Source organism: Micromonospora sp. NPDC048947 (genome assembly GCF_040649495.1).
Taxonomy (GTDB): Bacteria; Actinomycetota; Actinomycetes; order Mycobacteriales; family Micromonosporaceae; genus Micromonospora; species Micromonospora alfalfae.
The window spans coordinates 41,718-63,395 of record NZ_JBEZFO010000026.1 but is presented as its reverse complement, the minus strand read 5'-3'; the positions used below and the strand labels follow the sequence as shown (position 1 = coordinate 63,395).

Below are 21,678 nucleotides of genomic sequence, written 5' to 3'. Positions count from 1 at the left end.
GAATACGTCGCCGCGGCCTCCGAGGTGACCGCCGTCGCCGGTTCTTAGGGGCGTACGTCGTAGTGGGTCCGGGCTTCGAAGACGCGGTCCATGTGCGTCTCCGCCCAGTTCTTGATCGCGATCATGACCGGGAACAGCTCGTGGCCGAGCGGGGTGAGCTCGTAGTCGACGCGGACCGGCACCGAGGCGGTGACAGTGCGGGTGACCAGGCCGTCGCGCTCCAGGGTGCGCAGGGTCTGGGTGAGCATCTTCTGGCTGACGCCGGCGATGCGCTGGGCGAGTTCGCCGTGCCGCTGCGGGCCGTTGACGAGCGCTGGGATCACCAGGGCGACCCACTTGTCGGTGAGCCTGCTCAGCAGCTCACGTGTCGGGCACTGCTCCAGGAACGCGTCGTAGTCGCGTTTGGCCTGTTCGCGGCGTTGCGCTGCGGTCGACGTCGCCATTCTCTTGCCTCCTTGGTGCCCTAGGCACTTTAAGGTACCTACTTTCTCACAGTGCCTGTGATTCGTACGGTCGTGGTGATCACGAAATCCCACGAAGGAGACGGCGATGCGCGCAGTCAGCTACGCAGAGTTCGGAGGGCCGGAGGTCCTGCACGTGGCCGAGGTGCCGGTGCCCGAGCCGGGGCCCGGGCAGGTGCGGGTGCGGGTCGCGGCGTCGGTTGTCCATCCGGTTGATCTGATGGTCCGCTCCGGTCGGTTCCCGGCTCCGCTGCCGACCGGTCTGCCGTACACGCCCGGTTGGGACGTTGCCGGCAGCGTCGACGCGGTCGGCACGTCGGTCGACGAGTTCACGATCGGCGACGAGGTCATCGGCTTCTCGCCCTGGCTGCAGACCACTGTCGGCGCCCACGCCGAGTACGTGGTCCTCGACGCCGCCTGGCTGACCTCCGCGCCCGCCGGCGTCCCCGCCATCGAGGCGGCGACCCTGCCGACCAATGGCCTCGCCGCCGCCCAGGCACTCGACCTGCTCGCGCTCCCGGCAGGTTCGACGGTGCTCGTCACCGGCGCCGCCGGGCAGGTCGGTGGGTTCGTTCTGGCGCTGGCCCGGGCGGCCGGCCTGCACGCCACCGGACTGGCCGGGACCGACGACAGCGAGTTCGTCGAGTCGCTGGGCGCGGCGTTCCTGTCGCGCGACGACGATCCGACGGGGACGTTCGACGCGGTCGTCGACCTGGCGGTGATCGGCTCCTCGCTGCTGGACCTCGTTCGGGACGGCGGCGGCTACGTGGCCGCGTCACCCCCGCTTCGCCCGGAGCCGGTGCGCGGGATCCGGTCCGTCGCGCTGGAGGTGCTACCGGACGGAACCCGGCTGGGCGAACTGGTCAAACTCGTCACCAGCGGCGACATCCCGCTCCGGGTCGCCGACGTGTACCCCTTCGCCGACGCGGCGAGCGCCCACGAGCGGCTGGCCCAGGGCGGCGTGCGCGGCGGCGTGGTGATCGTTCCCTGATCCGTGCCTCTCGCATCTCACGCCGGTTGAGATCGCATGGTGGGCGTCGTGGACAGACTCACGGGACGGTACGGATAACCGCACCCGTACCGTGCGGGCCACCCGGATGTCCGTGCCCCCGCCAGCGCCGAGGCTGGAACGCATGGACAACGTGGTGGAACTCGACGGGGTGACCCGCAGCTACGGCTCGCGCCGCCGGCCGGTCGCCGCTCTTCGCACCGTCTCACTAACGGTGGCGGCCGGCACGTTCGTGGCGGTGATGGGCGCTACCGGATCGGGCAAGAGCACGCTGTTGCAGTGCGCGGCCGGGCTGGACCGGCCGACGTCAGGCCGGGTGCGGCTGGTTGGCCGGGACGTCACGCGGATGCGCGAAGGCGCCCTGACCCGGCTGCGCCGCGACCGGGTGGGTTTCGTCTTCCAGTCGTACAACCTGCTGTCCGAGCTGACGGTGCGGCAGAACGTGCTGCTGCCCCGTCGGTTGGGTGGCCCGCGTCCGCGTCCGCTCGACGAGGTGCTGGCCGAGGTCGGGCTGTCCGGGCTTGCTGGCCGGTCGGTCGGTGAGTTGTCCGGTGGCCAGCGTCAGCGGGTCGCCATTGCCCGTGCGTTGGCTGGCCGTCCCGCCGTGGTGTTCGCGGATGAGCCCACCGGGGCGTTGGACCCGACCACCGGTGGGCAGGTTCTGCAGTTGTTTCGCAACGGGGTGGACCGGGCCGGGGTGACTGTGGTGATGGTCACCCACGACCCGATGGCAGCGGCGTGGAGCGACAGGCTCATCCTGCTGCGCGACGGCGAGGTGGTGGCGGACGGCCCGACGCCCGATCCGACGAGCATCGCGCAGCGGCTGGCCGCCACCGTGTCTGACCCGATGGTGGCCCGGTGAACGCGGGGCTGACCAGGCAGGCGTTGCGCAAGCAGCCGTGGGCCTTCGCTGGACCGTTCGTCACGCAGTGCCTGGCCGCCGCGCTGGTGTCCGGAGCGCTCGGCGCCAGTTCCTCGATATCCGACGCGCGGTTGGACCCGGCCGCGCGGCAGGCGCTGACCGAGAGCGGGATCCCCGAGATGGCGGTGCTGTTCGTGGTGGTGTCGGTGTACCTGACCGCGTTGATCGTCGGGTTGACCATGACGTCGTCGATCGCCCGGCAGGGTCGGGACATCGCGCTGGTGCGGGCGATCGGTGCCACTCCCGCGCTGGTGCGCCGCGCGGTGGCTGTCCAGGCCGCTGCGGTGGCAGTGCCGGCGACAGTGCTCGGGGTGCCGCTCGGCGCCCTGCTCGCCCACACCTGGTTGGCGGGGCTCACCGGGCACGGGGTGATTCCGCCCGGCGTGACGTTCCACAGTTCGGCCGCGGCGTTGCCCGCCGCGTTGGGCATCACCGTCGGGGCGTCGCTGGTTGGTGCGCTGGTCGCGGCGGTGCGCCCGGCGCGAGTACGCCCCGCCGCCGCACTGACCGAGACGGCCGTCGCGCGGCGTCAGGTCAGCTTCGTGCGTACCGCGATCGGGGTGGTACTGGTGGCTGGCGGCGTTGTGCTGTCGATCCTGATCGCGAAGGGCGACCCGGCCAAGGCCGACGGGTCGAGCTTCTTCACGATGCTGGCGATGTGCGTCGGGGCCGGCTTCCTCGGCCCGGTCCTGCTGCGGCTGGTCGCACCGCTGGCGCGACTGTTCGGGGGCACCGGAGCGCTGGCCGCGGACAACCTCGCGGTGCGATCCAAGGCGCTGTCCGGCGCCCTGGTGCCGCTGGTTCTGGCGATCGCGTTCGCCATGGTGAAGGTGGTCACGCACACCACGTCCATACATGTGCGCGCAGTGCCCGACCCACCGGCGCAGGTGTGGACGGAGTACTCCGGCACTGCCGTCTACGTGGCCTTCGCTGCGGTAGCCGCTGTGAACACGCTGGTGACCGTGTTGTTGGCCCGGCGCCGGGAACTTGCGGTGACCCGGCTGGTCGGCGCGAGCAGGATGCGGGCGCTGGCCGTGGTCGTCTGCGAAGCCCTGACGGTGACGGTGACAGCGATGGCGGTGGGTACGGTGGTCGCGATGGTCACAGTGGTGCCGATGCTGCACGGCATGCTGGGCACGTGGATGCCGTACCTGCCGAGCGGGCAGCTGATCGTCGGCCTGGCCGCGGTGATCGGTCTGGTCCTGTTGGGCACCGTGGTGCCGGCGGTGGTAGCGATGCGCCGCCCGGCAGTGGAGTCGCTGGTGGTGGACCCGTGAGATCGGTCGTCGGCACGGTCCTGCGTGCGCCGGTGGCCGCCCGTACCTGGCGTGAGGTCGGGTACGCGGTCACCGGCGCGGTACTGGCCGTGCCGACGTTCGCGCTCGCGCTGCTGGGGTTGGTGTTCTCCGCGTTGTCGCTGCTGACGATCGGGCTGCCGCTACTGACCGGTGTGCTGGTGCTGGCCCGGCTGACAGTCCGGTACTTCCGTGGGCCGGCCCGGCTCTTCCTCGGCTGGAGTTGGCCGAACCCGCCGCCCGTACGCCGCGGCGGGTCGGGCCCGGTGCGTTGGGCCGCCGCGGTGCTTACCGACGCCAGCGGTTGGAAGGCCCTCGCGTACTGCTTCGCCCGGCTGCCGCTGATGGCGGCGGCCGGCTACCTCGGCGGGGTCCTCATCGTCGGTGGGCTGCTAGGGATCACCTCTCCCGCCTGGATGCACCGGTTTCCGCAGGATCCGCCGTGGGGTGGTCCCTGGGGTCTGGCCGCGCAGGGGTTGGCGGCGCTGCTGGTGTTTCCGTGGTACTTCCGGCTCATCGTGTGGCTGGACCGGCGGTTGGTGGGGGCGCTGTTGGAGCCGGGCCCGGAGCGAGCCCGGATAGCGGCGCTGGAGGCCAGCCGGGCCGCGTTGCGGGCGGACGCGGCGGCGCTGCTGCGGCGGGTGGAGCGGGACCTGCACGACGGCACGCAGGCCCGGCTGGTCGCGCTGGGCGTGGCGCTGTCGCGCATCGAGCGGCGAGCCGGCGAACCGGAGCTGCGGACTATGGTGGCGCAGGCCCAGGGCGCGGTGGTGGAGGCGCTTACCGAGCTGCGGGACATCGTGCGGGGGATTCACCCGCCCGCGCTGGACGCCGGCCTGAGCACCGCTATCGAGACGCTGGCCGCGCGCAGCGCGGTGCCCGTCGACGTACACGTGGACCTGCCCCGGCGGCCAACGCCCGACATGGAGTCCGCGCTCTATTTCAGCGCCGCCGAACTGCTCACCAACGTGGCGAAGCACGCCGGATCCAGCCGGATCCGGCTGGACCTTCGGGCGCTGGGTGGCGTGCTCCGCCTGACCGTCACCGACGACGGGCGCGGCGGGGCAGTGCCGGGGAGCAAGGGTACGGGTCTGGCGGGGCTGGCCCGGCGGGCCGAGTCGCTGGACGGCGCGCTGCGGGTGGACAGCCCGCCCGGCGGGCCGACGACTATCACAGTGGAGTTGCCGTGCGAGTGGTGATCGCCGAGGACAACCCGTTACTGCGCGACGGGATCAGATTGTTGCTGACGGATCACGGCATCTCCGTGGTGTCGACCGTGGACAACGGAGACGACCTGCTGGCGGCGATCGGCGAGCATCGGCCGGACGCGGCGGTGGTCGACGTGCGGATGCCACCGACCTTCACCGACGAAGGCCTGCGGGCGGCACTGGCGATCCGGGCGGCGTACCCGGAGATCAGCGTGCTGGTCTTCTCACAGTGGGTGGAGACCCGGTACGCGCGACAACTGATCGCCGAGCACCCCGGGCGGGTCGGGTACCTGTTGAAGGACCGCATCGTCAGCACCGACGACTTCGTCGACGCGCTGCGCAGGGTGGCCGACGGCGGGACAGCACTGGACCCGGAGGTGGTGCGGCAGTTGCTGGCGGCCCCGGCGGTGGACGCGGGCGTCGCTCGCCTCAGCGAGCGGGAACGAGAGGTCCTGGGGATGCTGGCCGAGGGCCGGTCCAACGCTGCCATCTGCGAGTCGCTGCACCTCGCCCCGCGCAGCGTGGAGAAGCACGTGACAGCCATCTTCACCAAGCTGGACCTACCCCAGGCGCGGACCGACCATCGGCGAGTGCTCGCCGTGCTGCGCTACCTGAACGCGGCGCGCTGAGGCGCTCCAGCGGTTTGTCGACTCACAGCACCCCGAGGCCGATGGCGAGCTGCGTGATCGTCGGTGGGGCACCCGGGTCGCGGGCGACCTGGGCGACCACGTCCCGCACGGCTGGCCGGTCGCGGATCTCAGCGGGCGCCATGCGCTCGGCCCGCAACAGGACCCGCGCCGCGTTGGCGAGGTCATCCGTGTGGAGGTATGCGCGCGCCGCATCGATCAGGTGCGCAGCGCGGTGCTCGACCGGCAGCCACCGCCACCCGTCCCGCCCGATCGCCTTCTCGTGGCGGGCGACCGCCTGTGGCCCGTCGCCCAGTTCCACGGCGGCAGCGACCCATACCAGTTCGACGGCAGTCGGCCCGAACGCCGTCCGGTAATGGTCGTGACCGTCGCCCACCTGAGCGGCCAACTCGGCGGCCTCGTCCAACAGCTCACCGAACATCCGATCATCACCGGCCCTGGCCGCGATCAGCGCGGCCTGCACGAGCAGCGATCCCCGTAGCGACATCTCCTCCGGCGTGCGCGAAGCGATCTGGGAAGCGGCGGCGAGCATCACCGGCCCGGCACGAGCCGATGCCCGCAACACCTGGCCAAGCTGCACCGCCGCGCAGGCCAACAAGACCCGGTCACCAGCGGCGGCGGACATCGCCCGATCAGCCGCCAACCAGGCGAGGCTCCCCTCGTCCAGCTTGACCAGGAGCGCCGCCGTCACCCGATACGCCTCGACCACCGCCGCCCGTCCGGCCTCCGGGTCCTGCGCGTGGGCGCGATGCACCTCGGTCACCACAGTGGGCAGCAGCTCGATCAGACGCGGGTACCGGGCGTGCTGGAAGGTCATCCATGCATGACGCACCTCCCGAGCCAACCGATCGGGCGACATCACGTCACGGTCCGCCAGACGACCAAAAGCCATTGGGTACGCCGACAGCGCCGCCCGAATCCGCGCGACGCCCTCGCGACGCTCGACAACCCCGGCGGGCTGGACATCACGGCCAAGCAGGGCTGCGGGATCGACCCGCAGCACCGCGGCGATCTCCCGGATGGTCGACACCCGCTCCAGGGAACGGACCCCACGCTCGACCTTGTCCACCCAGCTCTTTGACTTCCCCAACCGATCCGCGAACGACTGCTGCGACAACCTCCGCCGCACCCGCAGGTACGCGACCCGCCGGCCGATCGGCACCGGATCACGGCTCACCCCGCCACCGCCGATCCGGCACCGCCCGAGTCGTCTGCTGCACCGGTATCCGTTCGGCCTCGGCCTGCGCGAGCAACCGGCGTTTGGCTTCTTCCCGTTCGGCAGCGTCGATCTGCTCGCCCGTGTACGACGTGCCGGCGTCGTCCTTGCCGCTCATTCCCACCTCCGCTGGCAGGGGCAGGTGGTCTCGCTTTGGCGACCTGTTCGTACTGATCCCGCCCTCACTCAGCATCTGGTGAACGGTGAGTGACAGAAAGCTAGCGGGTGTCCGCTGGTCGCGCGTGCCGTCCGCTATCGGGCCACGGGCCGGTACGCCTCGTAGACCTCACGGAACGCGGCCGCTTCCGCCGTCCCGGTGCCCTCGACCTTTCGGAGCACTTCCCGCGCCCGCCACCAGTTCGAGGACACCACTCGCCCCGAGCGGACCGCATCGGCGGCGACGACACTCGCCTCATCCGGCTGGTCGCCGGCCACCAGTGCCATCGCGAGATCCAGACGGGCGGAAGCGGAGCGCCGTGGCCGCTCCCCACCATCGCCGCGCGGGTCCAATTCCGCCAAGGCAGTCCGGGCCATCAGCTCGGCGGCCGGGTCGCCCACCCACGACAGCGTGGTCGCCGTGTACGCCAACGCCTTCGTCGGGTCGTACCGGTAGTGGTGCTCGGCCCGCTCGGGCACCGGCAAGTTCGCTGTCAACAGTTCCAGACGATCCAGCGCATCACGCGTCCGCCGCACATCACCCAAGCGCGCCCACACCCGCGCTTCCTGGGCGGTCGCCTGGATGTACGCGGAACTACCCTGAGGCGCGACCCGCTGCGCCTGCCGCGAGAGGTTCATCGCCCGCCGGCAGTCACCCCGGGTGAGCCAGTCCCACGCCTGCGTCTCCAGACACCACGCCTGGATCTCCGGATGCTCCGCATGCTCGGCAAGAGCCATGGCCGTACGCAGATGAGCGCCTGCGGCGGGCTGTTGCAGCAGATCGATGTGCACCGTCGCCCTCAGCACCGTCAGCCAGCCACCGGCAATGACGAGCCGCCGCCGCTGCGCCAAAGTGCCACGCCCATCGAGCAGCCGTTCCACATATGCCAACTGCCGACGCACCCTCGGAAGTAGCTCGACCGGCCGCGAGAGCGCGTACGCGCTCGCCAGGTCGTCTACTCCGGCCTCGATCCGCACGAGCGTCTCGGCGCTGACATCGCTGGCCCGTACCCGAGCCAGCAGCTCACCGGCCTCGGCGTCGTGGTCGACGGGCTGGTCCACCAGACGGACGAGCGCCCCGTCGGCTCGCAACACTTCGTCGAGGTGCCGAGCCGTGTCAGGGGTGGGGGCCTTCGCCCCGGTCTCCAGATCGTGCAGGTGGCTCTTGCCCCGATGAGCGAGCTGACCAAGCGCCCGCAGAGACAGTCCTTTGCTGGTCCGCAGTGCGCGAAGTTGGGCACCGAAGCGTGGATCGACCTGCGACACGAGGGGCCCCTAATCGACGGCAGGACAGCTCAGAGAGGATCGGCGAACTACTGCTACGGACAGTGCGTCGAGCAAACACGGCATCATGCTGATTGGACGCTCCCGTTGTCGTCGCCGCAAGGACATCTGCGTGGCCTCTGATCACTCACTGCACCGGCGTGACAGCTTCTGGAGCTGACATTTCGGGATGCGTCCACGGCCAAGGCGACACTCGACAACTACAACACCTCGCCCGAGTAGAAGTTTCGCCGACTGATCCGCAGTTGGCTTTGCGGATGGCGTAGTACGGATTCGCCCTCAACAGGCTATTACGTCGGCTCAAGATCACATCGGCGCGAGGAACTGGTTGGTGGCTTCGATGAGCAGGCTGCGAGTGCCAGGTTCGGAGCCGCTGTGGCCTGCGTCCTCCACGATGTGGAACTTTGCCTCAGGCCAGACCCGATGCAGGTCCCAGGCCTGGTTCGGCGGCGTCTTGATGTCGTAACGGCCGTTCACGATGACAGTCGGGATGTGTCGAATGCGGTCGACGCCCGCCAGGAGACCTTCCGGCGGGAGGAAGCCGCCGTTGCTGATGTAGTGGTGTGTGATGCGGGCGAACGCCAGCAGGCTGCTGTCGTCGATGACGGGCGGCGTCATCGGCAGCAGGGTGTTGGCCGAGAGCTCCCAGCTCATCCAGGCGCGGGCCGCCGGGCCGTGGACCGCGGGGTCGGGGTCGGAAATGCGGCGGCCATAGGCGCCGACAAGGTCGTCCTGTTCCGTCACGGGGATCGCGGCACAAAAGGCCGCCCACTCGGCGGGAAAAAGGTGCGCCGCGCCCGCCGGGGTGAACGACCAGGCCTCGTCCGACCTGCGAACCAGCCACACGCCACGGAGCACGAGTTCGGTGACCCGCTCGGGATGGGCCTGGGCGTAGGCCAGGCCGAGGGTGCTGCCCCAACTGCCGCCGAGGACGAGCCATCGCTCGATCCCCAGGTGCTCGCGTAGCCGTTCGATGTCCGCCACCAGGTGCGGGGTGGTGTTGTGTTCCAGTGACGTCTTCGGGTCGCCCGCGAAGGGCCGGCTACGACCGCAGTTTCGCTGGTCGAACAGCACGACCCGGTAACCGGACGGGTCGAAGTACCGCCGATTGTCCGGAAGCAGGCCACCGCCGGGACCGCCGTGCAGGAACACCGCGGGTTTGCCGTCGGGATTTCCGCACAGTTCCCAGTAGAGCTCATTGCCGTGGCCGACGTCGAGCATCCCGGAGTCGTACGGCTCGACGGGCGGATACCAGTCCATCATTCAACCCCCGCGGTCCCGTCATCGCCTGACACCCCCGAATCCACGCTCGGCCCGTTCCGGCACCGGCACGTTGGTCCGCGCCTGACCAACAGGTGCCCGAACGAGCTGAGTCAGTCGCCGACTCTCGGGGTCCCCCACGTGGACAGGCAGAACGGATGCCCGGCCGGGTCGGCGTAGACGAAGCAGTGGTCCGCGTTGGGCTGATGCTCGAATCGGGTAGCGCCGGCCGCCAGCACACGCGCTCCGGTCGCCTCCAGGTCGTCGACGAGGAACTCGAGGTGCATCTGCATCCCCATCTCGCCGTCCGGCCAGGTGGGCGCCCGGTAGTCGGCGACCTGCTGGAACCCGATGTCACCGTTCGGCCCTTCTACAAGCGCCCAGGACTCGTCACCCTTCGCCACCCCGCCGGTGATCTCGGCGTAGAACCGCGCGAGTGCGATTGCGTCGGGCGCATTGACAGTCGTCAAGCTGAGCCTGATCAGGTCCGTCATCGAACGATCTCCATCTGCTGGTATGCCGGCGTGAGCTCTTCCCAGCGTTCCTCCCATCCGCGCGCTCTGACATCGGAGCTCCAGCCCTCCGGATGGACCGGGCCGTCGACCTCCAGCGACCGACCGAGATCGTCGAGGTGGACCCGCCAACCAGAGGCGTGGAACGGGAGATGCCCTATCGGCAGTCCGCGCTCCTCGACCACCAGCCGGGTCTTGGAGCCCTCGTCGGTCAGCCACGCCTCGATCTGCCCCTCGTCGTCCGTACCCGGCTTCGTCGTCAGCAGCAGGTGGTGGGGCGCATCGCACACCTCGATGCGCGCCGGACCGGTCCAGCTGCTCGTGAAGACGGCCTGGATCGTGCTGCCGACCCGCATGTCGCCATCGACCCGGGCCATCCAGCGGGCCAGCCGCTCGGGTGTCGTACACGCCTGCCAGAGGTCGCCGATGTCCGTGTCGTAGAGGTTCTCGACCCGGACTGCTCCGCGGGTCTCGTCGAGCGTTCGCATCGTCGCGATCGTGGTCATCGTTGCGCCTTCTTTCCTCGTGCGATCTCGGTGTGAAGAGCGTCGAGCCGGTTCTCCCAGAGTCGGCGGTACTCCCCCAGCCACTCGTCGACCTCGACGAGCGCCTCCGGGCGGAGTGTGTAGATCCGGCGCTGCGCGTCCTGGCGTACGTCGACAAGCCCGGCTTCCCGCAGCACGCGGAGATGCCGGGACACGCCCGGGCGAGCGATCGGGAGAGCCTCGGCCAGCTCTCCTGCACTCGCCGGGCGGTCGCGGAGAATATCGAGAACCGTGCGCCGGCTCTCGTCTGCCAGCGCGTGCAACACGGCGTCCATGACCACGAATGTAACCGCGCGGGTACGTACCCACAAGGTTACGTTCGATCTGGGGGGTGCGAGTTCTGCCCGGTGCTCACTGCACGCCGTGCTGAAGTCGCAGCGGATCGGCAGGAACAGAAGGGTCCCCTCCCGACGACGTTGTCGGAAGGGGACCCCTGAATGTGTGCGGTGTGAATTACGGCTTGACGTGCGCGTTCACGAACGACGGGTAGCCGAAGACGCTGGAGATGAAGATCCCGCCGGCCTTGGAACCGTGCACGTTGTAGGCCACGTCGACGTAGAACGGCACCACCGGCGCGTGCTCCTTCATGATCCGCTCGTCGAGCTTGGCCCACTCCGGGCCCTGTTCGGCCGGGGCCAGCGCGAGGATGCGGTCCATCTCGGCGTTGACCGCCGGGTCGTTGAAGTAGGACTGGTTGCTGTTGCCCTCGGCCTTGATGGTGCGACCGTCGTAGAGCACCGGCAGGATCGAGGCCCCGCTCGGCCAGTCCGCCGCCCAGTTACCGATGTACAGGTCCCAGGGGTTGTCCTTCTTCTTGATCTCGTCGAGCTTCGCGTCGTCCGAGATGTTCCGCAGCGTGATCTTGAAGCCGGCGCGCTCCAGGTTGGCCTTGAGCTGCGCGCCCTGCTGCTGCTCGGTGGAGTTGTCGGCGACACCGAGGACCAGCTCCGGCGTCTTGCCGCCGAGCAGCTCCTTGGCCTTGTCGACGTTGCCGTTGGGGCCGGCCGGGTACGCCTCGTACGCCTTGTAACCGATGGTGGCCGGCGGCATCAGCGTGGTCAGCGGCGCGGCGACGGTTTGGCCGCCGAGCGCCTTGATCATGCCCTCGCGGTCGACGGCGTAGTTGAGCGCCTGCCGGACCTTCAGGTCGGTGACCCGCTGGTTGTTGATGACGAGCTGGTTGGCACTCGGGGTCGGGGAGAGGATCGTCCGCGACTTGAGCGCGGCGTCCCCGGCGACCTTCGCGACCAGCGAGGCCGGCACGGTGTTGAAGGCGAGCGCGCTCTGGTCGGCGCCGTTGTCGGCGATCACCCGGTTGTTGGCGGCGTCCGCGGTCGGGCCGAAGGTCCACACGAACTGGTCCGGGTACTGGTGCCGGACGGCGTCGGTCTTCGGGTCCCAGTTGGGGTTGCGGTCCAGGGTGATCGACACGCCGACCTGGTTCTTGGCGATCTTGTACGGGCCGGACGAGAACGGTTGCTTGTCCAGGTCGACGCCGGTGTCCTTGTCGGCGGGCAGTGGCGCGGTGGTCGGCAGCGAGACCGCGAACGGCAGGTCACAGCGGGGCTTGGCGAACTCGAAGCGCAGCGTCTTCGCGTCCGGCGTGCTGAGGCCCGGCGGCAGCGACGTCTTGTTCTTCTTGAAGTCCCACTTGGTGTCGAACTGCGGGGTGTCGGCCAGCCACTCCTGGATGTAGGTCGGGCCACCGGAGAGGTCCGGGTCGAAGGACCGGGCGATGCCGTACGCGATCTCCTTGGAGGTGATCGGTCGGCCGTCCTCGAACTTCACCCCGTCCTTGACGGTGAATTCCCAGACCTTGCAGTCGTTGTTGACGTTCTTGCCCGGCGTCTCGGCCAGGTCACCCACCAGGACCAGGCCGCCCTTGCCGTCGTCCTTCCAGGTGGTCAGATAGCGGGCGAAGAGCGGGTTGGCCATCAGACCGGCGAACGAGTACGTCCGCTGCGGGTCGAGGTGGGAGATCGGCGACTCCCGGATGATGGTGAAGGTGCCGCCCTTCTGCGCCCCACTCACCTCGGCGGCCGGGCCCTGCGAGTCCTTGGGGTCGGTCGCGATGACCCCGGTCTGCTGCCGCTCGGTGTTCACGGTGGTGCCCTCGCCCGTGTTCTTCGAGCACGCACCCAATGCCACAACCAGAGCGATCGCGCCGCCTGCGGCAGCCACCACGCGTGGTCTCATGAAGTACCCCCTTCACCCATGTGCCGTGCGATTTCGTCGGGGCGAGAACCGCCGACGTCCCGAGGATCGTAAGGAAGAAAACCTTCGAGTTGTGTAACAGTTGTCGATAACTTCCGCCACAGCCCAGCAACCAGCCACACGCTGGACATCGACAGGTCAGCGCAGCCGCACCCGCGGGTCGATGGCCGCGTAGAGCAGGTCCACCAGCACGTTCGCCAACACCACGAAGACCGCGGCGATCAGCACGGTGGCCATGATGGTGGGCAGATCACCCGAGCGCACCGCGTCCACCGCCGTACGCCCCAAGCCCTGGATGCCGAAGGTCGTCTCGGTGATCACCGTGCCGCCCAGCGCCCCGCCCACATCCAGGCCGGCGATGGTCACCACCGGAGTGATCGCCGCACGCAGCGCGTGCCTTCCGTACACAGTGGGTTTGGCCAGGCCCTTGGCCCGCGCGGTCCGGACGAAGTCCTCCGACAGCGTCTCCAACATCTGCGCCCGGGACAACCGGGCGTAGATCGCCGAGAAGAGGAAGGCCAGCGCCACCCAGGCGAGCACCAGCCCACTGGCCCACTTCGCCGGATTGTCGAAGAGGGACGTGTAGCTGGGCACCGGCAACAGCCGCAGGTTGTAGACGAACACCAGCAGCAGCACCGCGCCCACGAAGTAGAGCTGCAACGAGGCCCCGGTCAGCGAGAAGCCGATCGCCAGGCGGTCCAGCCAGGTGCCCCGCCGCAACGCGGACACCATGCCGAGGCCGACCCCGAGCAGCAACCAGAGGATCGCCGCCGGGATCACGATGCTCAACGTCACCGGCAGCACCCGGGCGATGGTGTCCGAGACCGCCTCGTTGGTGACGTACGACCAGCCCAGGCAGGGCGCGTCGCACCGGCCGCCCTGGGCGCTGCCCAGGTCGCGTCCGGTCACGATGCCCTTCATGTAACCGGCGTACTGGCTGATCAGCGGGTCGTTCAGACCCAGGTCGTCGCGGACCCGCTCCAGCCGCTCGGGGTTGCAGTTCTTCGAGCAGATGCTGCTGACCGGGTCACGCGGCAGAGCGAAGAACATCAGGAAGGTCAACACGCTCACCGCGAACAGGGTCAGCGTGGCGGAGAACAGCCGCTTGATCAGAAACCGTGACATGAGTCCACCCCTACCGGGACGACTTCGGGTCGAGCGCGTCCCGCAACGCGTCGCCGAAGAGGTTGAAGGCGAACACCAGCGCGAAGATCGTGATGCCCGGGAAGAACACGTACGCCGGGTCGGTCTGGAGGAAGTCCAGACTGTCGTAGATCATCCGGCCGAAGCTCGGGGTCTCGTCGCTGAGACCGACACCGATGAACGACAGCGCGGCCTCGCTGGTGATGAACTGCGGCACCGCCAGGGAGAACGACACCAGGATCGGCGCCCAGATGTTGGGCAGCAGTTGCCGGAAGAGCATGTGCCCCAGCCCGGCCCCACTGGCCCTGGCCGCCTCCACGAACTCCCGCTCGCGCAGTGCGATCACCTGCCCGCGAACCAGCCGGGCAGTGCTGGTCCAGCCGAAGATGGCGAAGACGGCGATCAGCACGCCCACCCCGAAGGCGGACGACACCTGCCCCCGCTCACCGTAGAAGCGCAGCGTGATGGTCGGGGTGAGCGCCAGCGCAATGATCAGGAAGGGCATGGCCAGGGTCAGGTCGGTGATCCAGTTGATCACCGCGTCGAGCCAGCCGCCGAGGTAGCCGGCGAGCGCGCCCAGCACGACCCCGATCGTCGCGGTGATCAGCGCCGCCGCGAACGCGATGAACAGCGACGTCCGCAACCCGTAGATCAACCGGATGAAGATGTCCCGACCCAGGTTCGGCTCCAGACCGAACCAATGGTCCCCGGTGACACCGCCGGCGTAGCCCAGCGGCATGCCGAAACCATCCAGCAGGTTCTGGAACTGCTCCCGCGGCCCGATCCCGTAGGCCATCTCGATCAGCGGGGCGGCCAACCCCAACAACAGGAAGAACACCAGGAGTACGCCGCTGACCACTGCCGTCCGGTCGCGACGCAGTCGCATCCAGGCGAGCTGACCGGGTGAGCGGCCGACGACGCCCTTCGCGGCGGGCATGGTCGCGTCCGGGTCGGACTCGATCTCGGCCAGCGCCACACCCTCCACCGGGGACAGGCTCACGACGGCACCTCCTCGAAGATCGGAGCCGCCACCTCGGGGAAGTGACACGCCGTGGCCTGCCGACCACCGTCGCGCGGCACCAGCGCCGGCTCCTCGGTGGCGCAGATGTCCTGCGCCTTCCAGCAACGGGTACGGAACCGGCAGCCCGAGGGCGGGTCGAGCGGGGTCGGCACATCACCGGTCAGCCGGATCCGGCCCGCCGGGCCGAGCTGGGTGACGTCCGGGATCGCCGAGAGCAACGCCCGGGTGTACGGGTGCTGGGGTCGTTCGTAGATGTCCGCCCGGTCGCCGATCTCCACGATCCGACCCAGGTACATGACCGCGACCCGCTGGCTGAAGTGCCGGATCACCGCCAGGTCGTGCGCGATGAACACGAACGCCAGGCCCAGCTCCCGTTGCAGGTTGCGCAGCAGGTTGACCACCTGCGCCTGGATCGAGACGTCCAGCGCGGAGACCGGCTCGTCGGCGACGATCAGCTTGGGCCGAAGGGCCAGCGCGCGGGCGATGCCGATGCGCTGACGTTGACCGCCGGAGAACTCGTGCGGGTACCTGTTGTAGTGCTCCGGGTTCAACCCGACCAGCTCCAGCAACTCCTGCACCCGGGCCTTGATGCCACCCGGCGGCTTGATCCCGTTGACCTGTAGCGGCATCGCCACGATCCGGCCCACCGTGTGCCGAGGGTTCAGCGAGGCGTACGGGTCCTGGAAGATGATCTGAAGTTCCTGGCGCAGCGGGCGCAGCTCCCGGCGTCCGGCGTGCGTGATGTCCCGCCCGGCGAACTCGATGCTGCCGCTCGTCGGCTCCAGCAGCCGCACCAGCATCCGACCGGTGGTGGTCTTGCCGCAGCCCGACTCCCCCACCAGGCCGAGCGTCTCACCCGGGCGCACGTCGAAGTCGAGCCCGTCCACCGCCCGCACCAGACCGGTGGCGCGCAGCCCCTGGCGTACCGGGAAGTGCTTGGTCAGGCCGCGTACCCGCAGCAGTGGTTCATCGGTCATCGGGCCACCCCCACGGATGCGACGTCCTCGGCGTAGAACGCCGCGCGCTCCTCAGCGCTCAGGTGACAGGCGACCAGGTGGCCGTCGGCCCCGGCCGCTCGCAGCTCGGGCACCTCGGTGCGGGAGCGGCTGCCCGCGCGGTCCGCGTACCGGCAGCGGGGGTGGAACGCGCAGCCCGGCGGCAGGTTGATCAGGCTGGGCGGGTTGCCGGGAATGGGCAGCAGGTCCGCGTCCGCGTCGCCGTGCAGCGACGGCACGCTGGAGAGCAACCCCCAGGTGTACGGATGCTGCGGCGCTCGGAGCACCTGCTCGACGCTGCCCCGCTCGACGGCCCGCCCGCCGTACATGACCAGCACGTCGTCGGCGACCTGGCCGACCACGCCGAGGTCATGGGTGATCAGGATGATCGCGGAGTGGAACTCGGCCTGAAGGTCGGCGAGCAGGTCCAGGATCTGCGCCTGGACGGTGACGTCCAGCGCGGTGGTCGGCTCGTCGGCGATCAGCAGTGCCGGGTCGTTGACCAGGGACATCGCGATCATCGCCCGCTGGCGCATGCCGCCGGAGAACTCGTGCGGGTACTGGTCGAAGCGACGCGCCGGCTGCGGAATGCCGACCCGGTCCAGCATGTCGACCGCCCGCTGGCGGGCCTCGCGCCGGTTGGCCTTCGGGTGATGCACCCGGTACGCCTCGGCGATCTGCCGGCCCACCGTGTAGTACGGGTGCAGCGCCGACAGTGGATCCTGGAAGATCATCGCCATGTCCCGGCCGCGCAGCCGGCGTACCTCCTCATCTGGAAGGCCGACCACCTGCCGGCCACCCACCGAGATGTCCCCGGTGATGGTGGTCCGCTTGGGGTCGTGCAGGCCGAGGATGGCCAGCGAGGTGACGCTCTTGCCGGAGCCGGACTCACCGACGATGCCGAGGGTGCGGCCCCGCTCGACGGCGAACGACACCCCGTCGACCGCGCGCACCACGCCGTCCTCGGTGTCGAACCGAACCCGAAGATCATGCACCCGCAGGTAGGCGTCCTGGTCGGAGCGCTGCGCCGGCACGGCGGGACGGTCGTCCGGGTCCCCGGACGGCGAGGGTTCCGAGCTGTCCACGGCCACCTCCCTCAGTGACGAAGAGAACTTACAGCAAAGTCCCGAGGGTGAAAATAAGCTACAAAGCCGGCACGTGTCAGCGGGCCCGAGCGTAACGAGTCGGCATCGGCCCCGCACCCCCGTCACCTCGCCATCCACGGCTGTTCATGCCGTTACCGCACTTCAGGTGCGACCATGGCGAGAGCAACCAGCAGAGGATGCCCGTGGCACGAGGTGGAGGTGACGATGACCGCGGCGGTGTTCAACCACGAAGGCCCGTGGACCGAAGAGGAGTACCTCGCCCTCGGCGAGACGCAGCAACGCGTCGAACTCTTCGACGGGAGCCTCCACGTGACCCCAGCGCCCACCCCCCGACACCAGCGCATTTCCCGCAGACTCGGCAACATCCTCGAAGCAGCCTCCAAGGCCGCCGGCCTCGAACTACTGGAGGCGGTGAACGTCCGGCTCCGGCCCGGTCGGATACCGATCCCTGATCTCGTCGTCACCAACCCGATCGATCTCGACGAGCTCACCATCGAGGCGACCGACGTCCAACTGGTCTGCGAAATCATTTCGCCGAGCAACGCGTCCACGGACAAGGTGCTGAAGATGCACTACTACGCGGCTGCCGGCATCGGGTGGTACCTGCTGGTGGAGCAGGAGACCGGCACGCTACGCCTCTACCGACGTCAAGGCGGCCACTACGTCGAAGCGGCGACCGCAAAGCGCGGCGAGGCGTTGGAGTTGACGGAGCCGGTGCGGGCCACCATTCGGCCGGAGGAGTTGCTGGCCTGACGGGTGTCGGTCGGCTGGCCTACTGTCGGTCCATGACCGAGTTCGACGCGGCCACCGCCGCCGTCCAGGCCGCCCTCGACGCGGGCGCCCGGTACGCCGACGCCCGGGTGATGCACCGCCGCTACGAGTCGATGACCGCGCGCAACGGTGACGTGGAGGAGCTGACGCAGGACGAGAGCATCGGGCTGGGCGTCCGGGCGTTGGTCGGGGCGAGCTGGGGTTTCCACGCCGTACCCGATCTGTCGGACGCCGCCGCCCGCGACGCCGGCCGGCGCGCGACGCGGACCGCCATGGCGAGCGCGCGGGTGCCGGGCCCTTCGGTCGACCTGGCGCCTGTCGAGGCGGTCACCGCGAGCTGGGCCTCCGGCTGCCAGATCGACCCGCTCGGGGTTCCCCTGTCGGACAAGGGCGATCTGCTTGTCGACGCGACCCGCACGATGGCCGAGCACGGCGCGGACCTGGCCGAGGGCCTGTACCAGATCTGGGACACCGCGAAGTGGTTCGTCTCCAGCGAGGGTCACCGGATCGACCAGCGCATCCGCGAGTGCGGCGGCGGCATCTCGGCCACCTCGATCGGTGACGGCGAGACGCAGCGCCGGTCCTGGCCGAGCTACCGGGGCCAGTACGGCACCACCGGGTGGGAGCTTGTCGAGTCGCTGGACCTGGCCGCGCACGCCGCGCAGATCGCCGAGGAGTCCCGGGCGCTGCTCACCGCGCCGCTCTGTCCGGCCGGCGAGACGGATCTGATCCTCGGTGGCGAGCAGTTGGCCCTGCAGATTCACGAGTCGGTCGGACACGCCATCGAGCTGGACCGGATCCTCGGCTGGGAGGCGGCGTTCGCCGGCACGTCCTGGCTGGACCTGGCCCAGCTCGGCTCGCTGCGCTACGGCTCGGAGCTGATGAACATCACCATCGACCCGACCATCCCGGGAGCGCTGGGCAGCTTCGGCTTCGACGACGAGGGCTCCCCGGCGGTCAAGCGGGACGCGGTCCGGGACGGCCGCTGGGTGGGTGTGCTCGCCGGCCGGGATTCCGCAGCGATGGCCAGCCTCGACTACGGCGGCAGCGTACGGGCCGACGGGTGGGCCCGGCTGCCGATGGTGCGGATGACGAACGTCGGCCTGGAACCCGGCCCACACACGCTGGAGGAGATCATCGCGGCCACCGACGACGGCGTGCTGATGGACCTCAACCGGTCCTGGTCGATCGACGACAAGCGGCTCAACTTCCAGTTCGGCTGCGAGGTCGGCTGGGAGATCAAGAAGGGGCGGCGGGGGCGGATGTTGCGCAACCCCACGTACACCGGGATCGGGCCGTTGTTCTGGCGCTCGATGGACATGCTCTCCAGCGAGACGGTCTCCTGGGGGACACCCAACTGCGGCAAGGGGCAACCCGGCCAGGTCGGGCACACCGGCCACCCGGCCGCGCCAGCCCGGTTCCGCAACGTCCGCGTAGGGGTCTCGGCATGAGTGGGCCGACGGAGGTGGAGCTGGCGGGGCAGGTCGTGGAGTTGGTTCGCCGTCTCGGCGGGCCGGCCGCGCAGGCCGAGGCGGTGGTGACGCGGGCGGACCTGGCGCTGACCCGGTTCGCCAACTCGGGCATCCACCAGAACGTCTCCGAGTCCACTGTCGGGGTTCGGCTGCGGGTTCACGTCGACGGTCGGACGGCTGCCGGTGGCGGCAGCGTGGTCACCGCCGACGGGTTGTCCGCCCTGGTGGAGCGCACCCTGGCCGCGGCCCGGCTCTGCCCGCCCGACGCGGGTTGGCCGGGGCTGACCCCGCCCATGCCCACGCCGGACGCCCCGCCCGTCGACGAGGCCACCGCGCACGCGGAGCCAGATCAGCGGGCCGATCGGGTGGGGGCGTTCGTGGCCGCCGCCGGCGGCCTCAGCACCGCCGGTTACTGCCGCACCGCGCACCGCTCGTCGGCATTCGCGAACTCGGCCGGGCACTCGGCGTACGGCCGCTCGGTGGAGGCGGCGATGGACGGCATCGCCCGCCACGACGGCGTGGACGGGGTGGCCCGGCGCAGCGCCGACCGGCTGTCCGACCTCGACGGCGCCGAGTTGGGCGCGCAGGCGGCCGCGAAGGCGCAGGCGGCGGCCGACCCGGTCGAGTTGCCGCCGGGGCACTACGAGGTGGTGTTCGAGCCGGCCGCCGTGGCGGACCTCCTGCAGAACTTGTCCTTCTACGGCTTCAACGGCAAGCGGTACGCCGAGCGGCAGTCGTTCGCCGAGCCGGGCGCGGCCCAGTTCGACACTGCGGTGACGGTGGTGGACGACCCGCTGGGCGGGTCCGGGTTGCCGTTCGACGCGGAGGGCACCGGCCGAGGGGCGCTGACGCTGGTCGAGGCGGGCACCACCCGGGCGGTGGCGCACGACCGCCGGACCGCCGCCGAGGCGGGTGCGGAGTCCACCGGGCACGCGGTAGCGGGCGGTGCCACCTGGGGCCCGATGCCCCGCAACCTGCGGCTGACCGGCGCGTCGGCGGGTCCGGCCAGCGCGGTGGGCCGGAGCACCACCGGCGCGGCGGCCGGGGCGGTCGTCGACGCGGATACCGCCGCGTTGGTGGCCGGCGTGCGCCGGGGCCTGCTGGTCACCGACCTCTGGTACACGCGTGTGCTCGACCCGAAGAGCCTCGTCGTCACCGGGTTGACCCGCAACGGCGTCTGGTTGATCGAGGACGGCACTGTGGTCCGGGCGGTCCGCGACCTGCGGTTCACCGAGTCGTACCCGCGGGCGCTCGGGCCGGGGGCGGTGCTCGGGCTGGGGGCGCGGGCGGTCCGCCAACCGGACCGGGTGGACGGTGCCTGGTGGGCGGCGCCGTCGCTGCGGCTGGGTTCCTGGCACTTCACCGGAGGAGCCTCCGGCTGACGTTCCCGATTCTGCGCGCCAACCGGCGCGTCGAGGGCTTTTCCGCAGGCCAGACACACGGGACACTCCCTTGCGCGGACGGCTCGCGGAGATCGGCGTAACGTGTGTCACTTAGCTGCGTCGGTCGATCCGGCGTGGTCGTTGGTGTGCGCATGACGTGGCAGCGGGTGCGGGTTCGCCGGTCCGCGTGCCGACCGGAGAGAGACCAGCCCGCCCGTACGGGCCCGTCGAGGAGACGACTCGAATGACTTCAACGGCAACGAGGCCGAGGGGGGCGCGGGCGCGCGCCGCCATCGCGGCGAAGACGTTGCGTACCGACCGATGGTGGTTCGCCCCACTGATCACCGTGATCGGGCTCAGCGCCTGGGTCGCGTACGCGACGGTCCGGGTCTTCATGCACAAGTGGTACTGGGTGGACCAGTTCCACTACCTGACCCCGTTCTACTCCCCGTGCGTGACCGACCGGTGTGTCGAGGAAGCCTCGCACTTCGGCCGGTTCCTGCCCGGCTGGTGGATCATCCCGGACGCCGCGCTGACCCTGCCGTTCCTGCTGCTGTTCCGGCTCACCTGCTACTACTACCGCAAGGCGTACTACCGGTCGTTCTGGCTGTCGCCGCCGGCCTGCGCCGTCCCGGACGGGCACAAGGAGTACGGCGGTGAGACCCGTTTCCCGCTGCTCGGGCAGAACCTGCACCGCTACTTCTTCTACGCCGCCGCGATCATCTCGCTGATCAACACCTGGGACGCGATACTCGCCTTCCACTCGCCGAAGGGCTTCGGCTTCGGGCTGGGCAACATCATCCTGCTGCTCAACGTGGTGATGCTCTGGGCGTACACGATCTCCTGCCACTCCTGCCGGCACATCATCGGCGGCCGGCTCAAGCACTTCTCCAAGCACCCGGTGCGGTACAAGGCCTGGACCTTCGTCTCGGCGTTGAACGTCCGGCACATGCAGCTCGCCTGGATCACCCTCGGCACCCTGGCGCTGGCCGACTTCTACATCATGGCGCTTGCGGCCGGCTGGTTCTCCGACCTGCGGTTCATCAACTAAAGGGCCCC

Annotated in this window: 22 protein-coding genes; 9 read left to right on the top strand and 13 right to left on the bottom strand. The window is 69.8% G+C overall.

Annotated elements, in window-relative coordinates; all coding sequences use genetic code 11:
• Positions 1–44: 44 nt before the first annotated feature.
• Entirely contained in the window at positions 45–443 is a 399-nt protein-coding gene (locus AB0B98_RS29580) for a helix-turn-helix domain-containing protein (RefSeq protein ID WP_357366832.1), read from the bottom strand.
• Between the two features lie 106 nt (positions 444–549).
• Between AB0B98_RS29580 and AB0B98_RS29575 the strand changes: the two genes are divergently transcribed.
• The 5 genes from AB0B98_RS29575 (at position 550) to AB0B98_RS29555 (ending at position 5,524) form a co-directional block, all read left to right on the top strand.
• Positions 550–1,452 carry an NADP-dependent oxidoreductase gene (locus AB0B98_RS29575; protein ID WP_357366830.1) on the top strand — a complete coding sequence of 301 codons (903 nt, stop codon included), beginning with the start codon at positions 550–552 and terminating at the stop codon, positions 1,450–1,452.
• A gap of 142 nt (positions 1,453–1,594) precedes the next feature.
• Entirely contained in the window at positions 1,595–2,332 is a 738-nt protein-coding gene (locus tag AB0B98_RS29570; protein ID WP_357366828.1) for an ABC transporter ATP-binding protein, read from the top strand.
• A complete protein-coding gene (locus tag AB0B98_RS29565; RefSeq protein ID WP_357366826.1) occupies positions 2,329–3,669 on the top strand; it encodes an FtsX-like permease family protein in 1,341 nt (446 codons plus the stop codon). Before AB0B98_RS29570 ends, AB0B98_RS29565 begins: the two co-directional genes overlap by 4 nt.
• Positions 3,666–4,886, top strand: a complete 1,221-nt coding sequence (locus tag AB0B98_RS29560; RefSeq protein WP_357366824.1) for a sensor domain-containing protein — start codon at positions 3,666–3,668, stop codon at positions 4,884–4,886. Before AB0B98_RS29565 ends, AB0B98_RS29560 begins: the two co-directional genes overlap by 4 nt.
• Positions 4,874–5,524: a response regulator transcription factor gene (locus AB0B98_RS29555; protein ID WP_357366822.1), complete on the top strand. Its 651-nt coding sequence runs from the start codon at positions 4,874–4,876 to the stop codon at positions 5,522–5,524. Before AB0B98_RS29560 ends, AB0B98_RS29555 begins: the two co-directional genes overlap by 13 nt.
• 22 nt (positions 5,525–5,546) lie before the next feature.
• On the opposite strand, the gene AB0B98_RS29550 is transcribed toward AB0B98_RS29555, so the two are convergent.
• The 12 genes from AB0B98_RS29550 to AB0B98_RS29495 all read right to left on the bottom strand — a co-directional run bounded on the left by AB0B98_RS29550 (position 5,547) and on the right by AB0B98_RS29495 (position 16,922).
• Positions 5,547–6,719, bottom strand: a complete 1,173-nt coding sequence (locus AB0B98_RS29550) for a helix-turn-helix domain-containing protein (protein WP_357366821.1) — start codon at positions 6,717–6,719, stop codon at positions 5,547–5,549.
• On the bottom strand, positions 6,709–6,876 hold the full coding sequence (locus AB0B98_RS29545; protein ID WP_357366819.1) for a hypothetical protein: 168 nt from the start codon (positions 6,874–6,876) through the stop codon (positions 6,709–6,711). The genes AB0B98_RS29550 and AB0B98_RS29545 overlap by 11 nt, the downstream gene beginning before the upstream one ends.
• 134 nt (positions 6,877–7,010) lie before the next feature.
• On the bottom strand, positions 7,011–8,180 hold the full coding sequence (locus tag AB0B98_RS29540; RefSeq protein ID WP_357366817.1) for a helix-turn-helix transcriptional regulator: 1,170 nt from the start codon (positions 8,178–8,180) through the stop codon (positions 7,011–7,013).
• A gap of 324 nt (positions 8,181–8,504) precedes the next feature.
• On the bottom strand, positions 8,505–9,458 hold the full coding sequence (gene pip / locus AB0B98_RS29535; RefSeq protein ID WP_357366815.1) for a prolyl aminopeptidase: 954 nt from the start codon (positions 9,456–9,458) through the stop codon (positions 8,505–8,507).
• A 113-nt stretch (positions 9,459–9,571) separates the two neighbouring features.
• Entirely contained in the window at positions 9,572–9,952 is a 381-nt protein-coding gene (locus AB0B98_RS29530; RefSeq protein ID WP_357366814.1) for a VOC family protein, read from the bottom strand.
• On the bottom strand, positions 9,949–10,476 hold the full coding sequence (locus tag AB0B98_RS29525; RefSeq protein ID WP_357366813.1) for an SRPBCC domain-containing protein: 528 nt from the start codon (positions 10,474–10,476) through the stop codon (positions 9,949–9,951). The genes AB0B98_RS29530 and AB0B98_RS29525 overlap by 4 nt, the downstream gene beginning before the upstream one ends.
• Positions 10,473–10,790, bottom strand: coding sequence for a metalloregulator ArsR/SmtB family transcription factor (locus AB0B98_RS29520; protein WP_145789175.1), 318 nt, complete (start codon positions 10,788–10,790; stop codon positions 10,473–10,475). The genes AB0B98_RS29525 and AB0B98_RS29520 overlap by 4 nt, the downstream gene beginning before the upstream one ends.
• Before the next feature lie 178 nt (positions 10,791–10,968).
• Positions 10,969–12,711 carry an ABC transporter substrate-binding protein gene (locus AB0B98_RS29515; protein WP_238668262.1) on the bottom strand — a complete coding sequence of 581 codons (1,743 nt, stop codon included), beginning with the start codon at positions 12,709–12,711 and terminating at the stop codon, positions 10,969–10,971.
• Positions 12,712–12,867: 156 nt separating this feature from the next.
• The gene (locus tag AB0B98_RS29510) at positions 12,868–13,854 is read right to left on the bottom strand and encodes an ABC transporter permease (protein WP_238668263.1); all 987 of its coding nucleotides are present in this window, start codon (positions 13,852–13,854) and stop codon (positions 12,868–12,870) included.
• Between the two features lie 10 nt (positions 13,855–13,864).
• Positions 13,865–14,872 (bottom strand): ABC transporter permease, encoded by a 1,008-nt coding sequence (locus tag AB0B98_RS29505; protein ID WP_238668264.1) that lies wholly within the window; start codon positions 14,870–14,872, stop codon positions 13,865–13,867.
• Entirely contained in the window at positions 14,869–15,870 is a 1,002-nt protein-coding gene (locus tag AB0B98_RS29500; protein WP_357366810.1) for a dipeptide ABC transporter ATP-binding protein, read from the bottom strand. The genes AB0B98_RS29505 and AB0B98_RS29500 overlap by 4 nt, the downstream gene beginning before the upstream one ends.
• Complete coding sequence (locus tag AB0B98_RS29495) at positions 15,867–16,922, bottom strand: ABC transporter ATP-binding protein (protein ID WP_357366870.1); 1,056 nt, start codon at positions 16,920–16,922, stop codon at positions 15,867–15,869. Before AB0B98_RS29495 ends, AB0B98_RS29500 begins: the two co-directional genes overlap by 4 nt.
• Positions 16,923–17,198: 276 nt before the next feature.
• Here AB0B98_RS29495 and AB0B98_RS29490 point away from each other — a divergent pair, with 276 nt between their 5' ends.
• The 4 genes from AB0B98_RS29490 (at position 17,199) to AB0B98_RS29475 (ending at position 21,670) form a co-directional block, all read left to right on the top strand.
• Complete coding sequence (locus tag AB0B98_RS29490; RefSeq protein ID WP_357366808.1) at positions 17,199–17,747, top strand: Uma2 family endonuclease; 549 nt, start codon at positions 17,199–17,201, stop codon at positions 17,745–17,747.
• Between the two features lie 32 nt (positions 17,748–17,779).
• Positions 17,780–19,216 carry a TldD/PmbA family protein gene (locus AB0B98_RS29485; RefSeq protein WP_357366806.1) on the top strand — a complete coding sequence of 479 codons (1,437 nt, stop codon included), beginning with the start codon at positions 17,780–17,782 and terminating at the stop codon, positions 19,214–19,216.
• Positions 19,213–20,619 (top strand): metallopeptidase TldD-related protein, encoded by a 1,407-nt coding sequence (locus AB0B98_RS29480; RefSeq protein WP_357366804.1) that lies wholly within the window; start codon positions 19,213–19,215, stop codon positions 20,617–20,619. Before AB0B98_RS29485 ends, AB0B98_RS29480 begins: the two co-directional genes overlap by 4 nt.
• Before the next feature lie 244 nt (positions 20,620–20,863).
• On the top strand, positions 20,864–21,670 hold the full coding sequence (locus AB0B98_RS29475; protein WP_112583731.1) for a hypothetical protein: 807 nt from the start codon (positions 20,864–20,866) through the stop codon (positions 21,668–21,670).
• Positions 21,671–21,678 lie beyond the last annotated feature (8 nt).

Excerpts from the sequence above, each read along its gene's own strand:
- AB0B98_RS29575 (WP_357366830.1), top strand. The coding sequence starts at position 550 with ATGCGCGCAGTCAGCTACGCAGAGTTCGGAGGGCCGGAGGTCCTGCAC.
- AB0B98_RS29485 (WP_357366806.1), top strand. The coding sequence starts at position 17,780 with ATGACCGAGTTCGACGCGGCCACCGCCGCCGTCCAGGCCGCCCTCGAC.
- AB0B98_RS29500 (WP_357366810.1), bottom strand. The coding sequence starts at position 15,870 with ATGACCGATGAACCACTGCTGCGGGTACGCGGCCTGACCAAGCACTTC.
- AB0B98_RS29475 (WP_112583731.1), top strand. The coding sequence starts at position 20,864 with ATGACTTCAACGGCAACGAGGCCGAGGGGGGCGCGGGCGCGCGCCGCC.
- AB0B98_RS29580 (WP_357366832.1), bottom strand. The coding sequence starts at position 443 with ATGGCGACGTCGACCGCAGCGCAACGCCGCGAACAGGCCAAACGCGAC.
- AB0B98_RS29480 (WP_357366804.1), top strand. The coding sequence starts at position 19,213 with ATGAGTGGGCCGACGGAGGTGGAGCTGGCGGGGCAGGTCGTGGAGTTG.
- pip (WP_357366815.1), bottom strand. The coding sequence starts at position 9,458 with ATGGACTGGTATCCGCCCGTCGAGCCGTACGACTCCGGGATGCTCGAC.
- AB0B98_RS29515 (WP_238668262.1), bottom strand. The coding sequence starts at position 12,711 with ATGAGACCACGCGTGGTGGCTGCCGCAGGCGGCGCGATCGCTCTGGTT.
- AB0B98_RS29520 (WP_145789175.1), bottom strand. The coding sequence starts at position 10,790 with ATGGACGCCGTGTTGCACGCGCTGGCAGACGAGAGCCGGCGCACGGTT.
- AB0B98_RS29570 (WP_357366828.1), top strand. The coding sequence starts at position 1,595 with ATGGACAACGTGGTGGAACTCGACGGGGTGACCCGCAGCTACGGCTCG.
- AB0B98_RS29525 (WP_357366813.1), bottom strand. The coding sequence starts at position 10,476 with ATGACCACGATCGCGACGATGCGAACGCTCGACGAGACCCGCGGAGCA.
- AB0B98_RS29490 (WP_357366808.1), top strand. The coding sequence starts at position 17,199 with ATGACCGCGGCGGTGTTCAACCACGAAGGCCCGTGGACCGAAGAGGAG.
- AB0B98_RS29545 (WP_357366819.1), bottom strand. The coding sequence starts at position 6,876 with ATGAGCGGCAAGGACGACGCCGGCACGTCGTACACGGGCGAGCAGATC.
- AB0B98_RS29510 (WP_238668263.1), bottom strand. The coding sequence starts at position 13,854 with ATGTCACGGTTTCTGATCAAGCGGCTGTTCTCCGCCACGCTGACCCTG.
- AB0B98_RS29530 (WP_357366814.1), bottom strand. The coding sequence starts at position 9,952 with ATGACGGACCTGATCAGGCTCAGCTTGACGACTGTCAATGCGCCCGAC.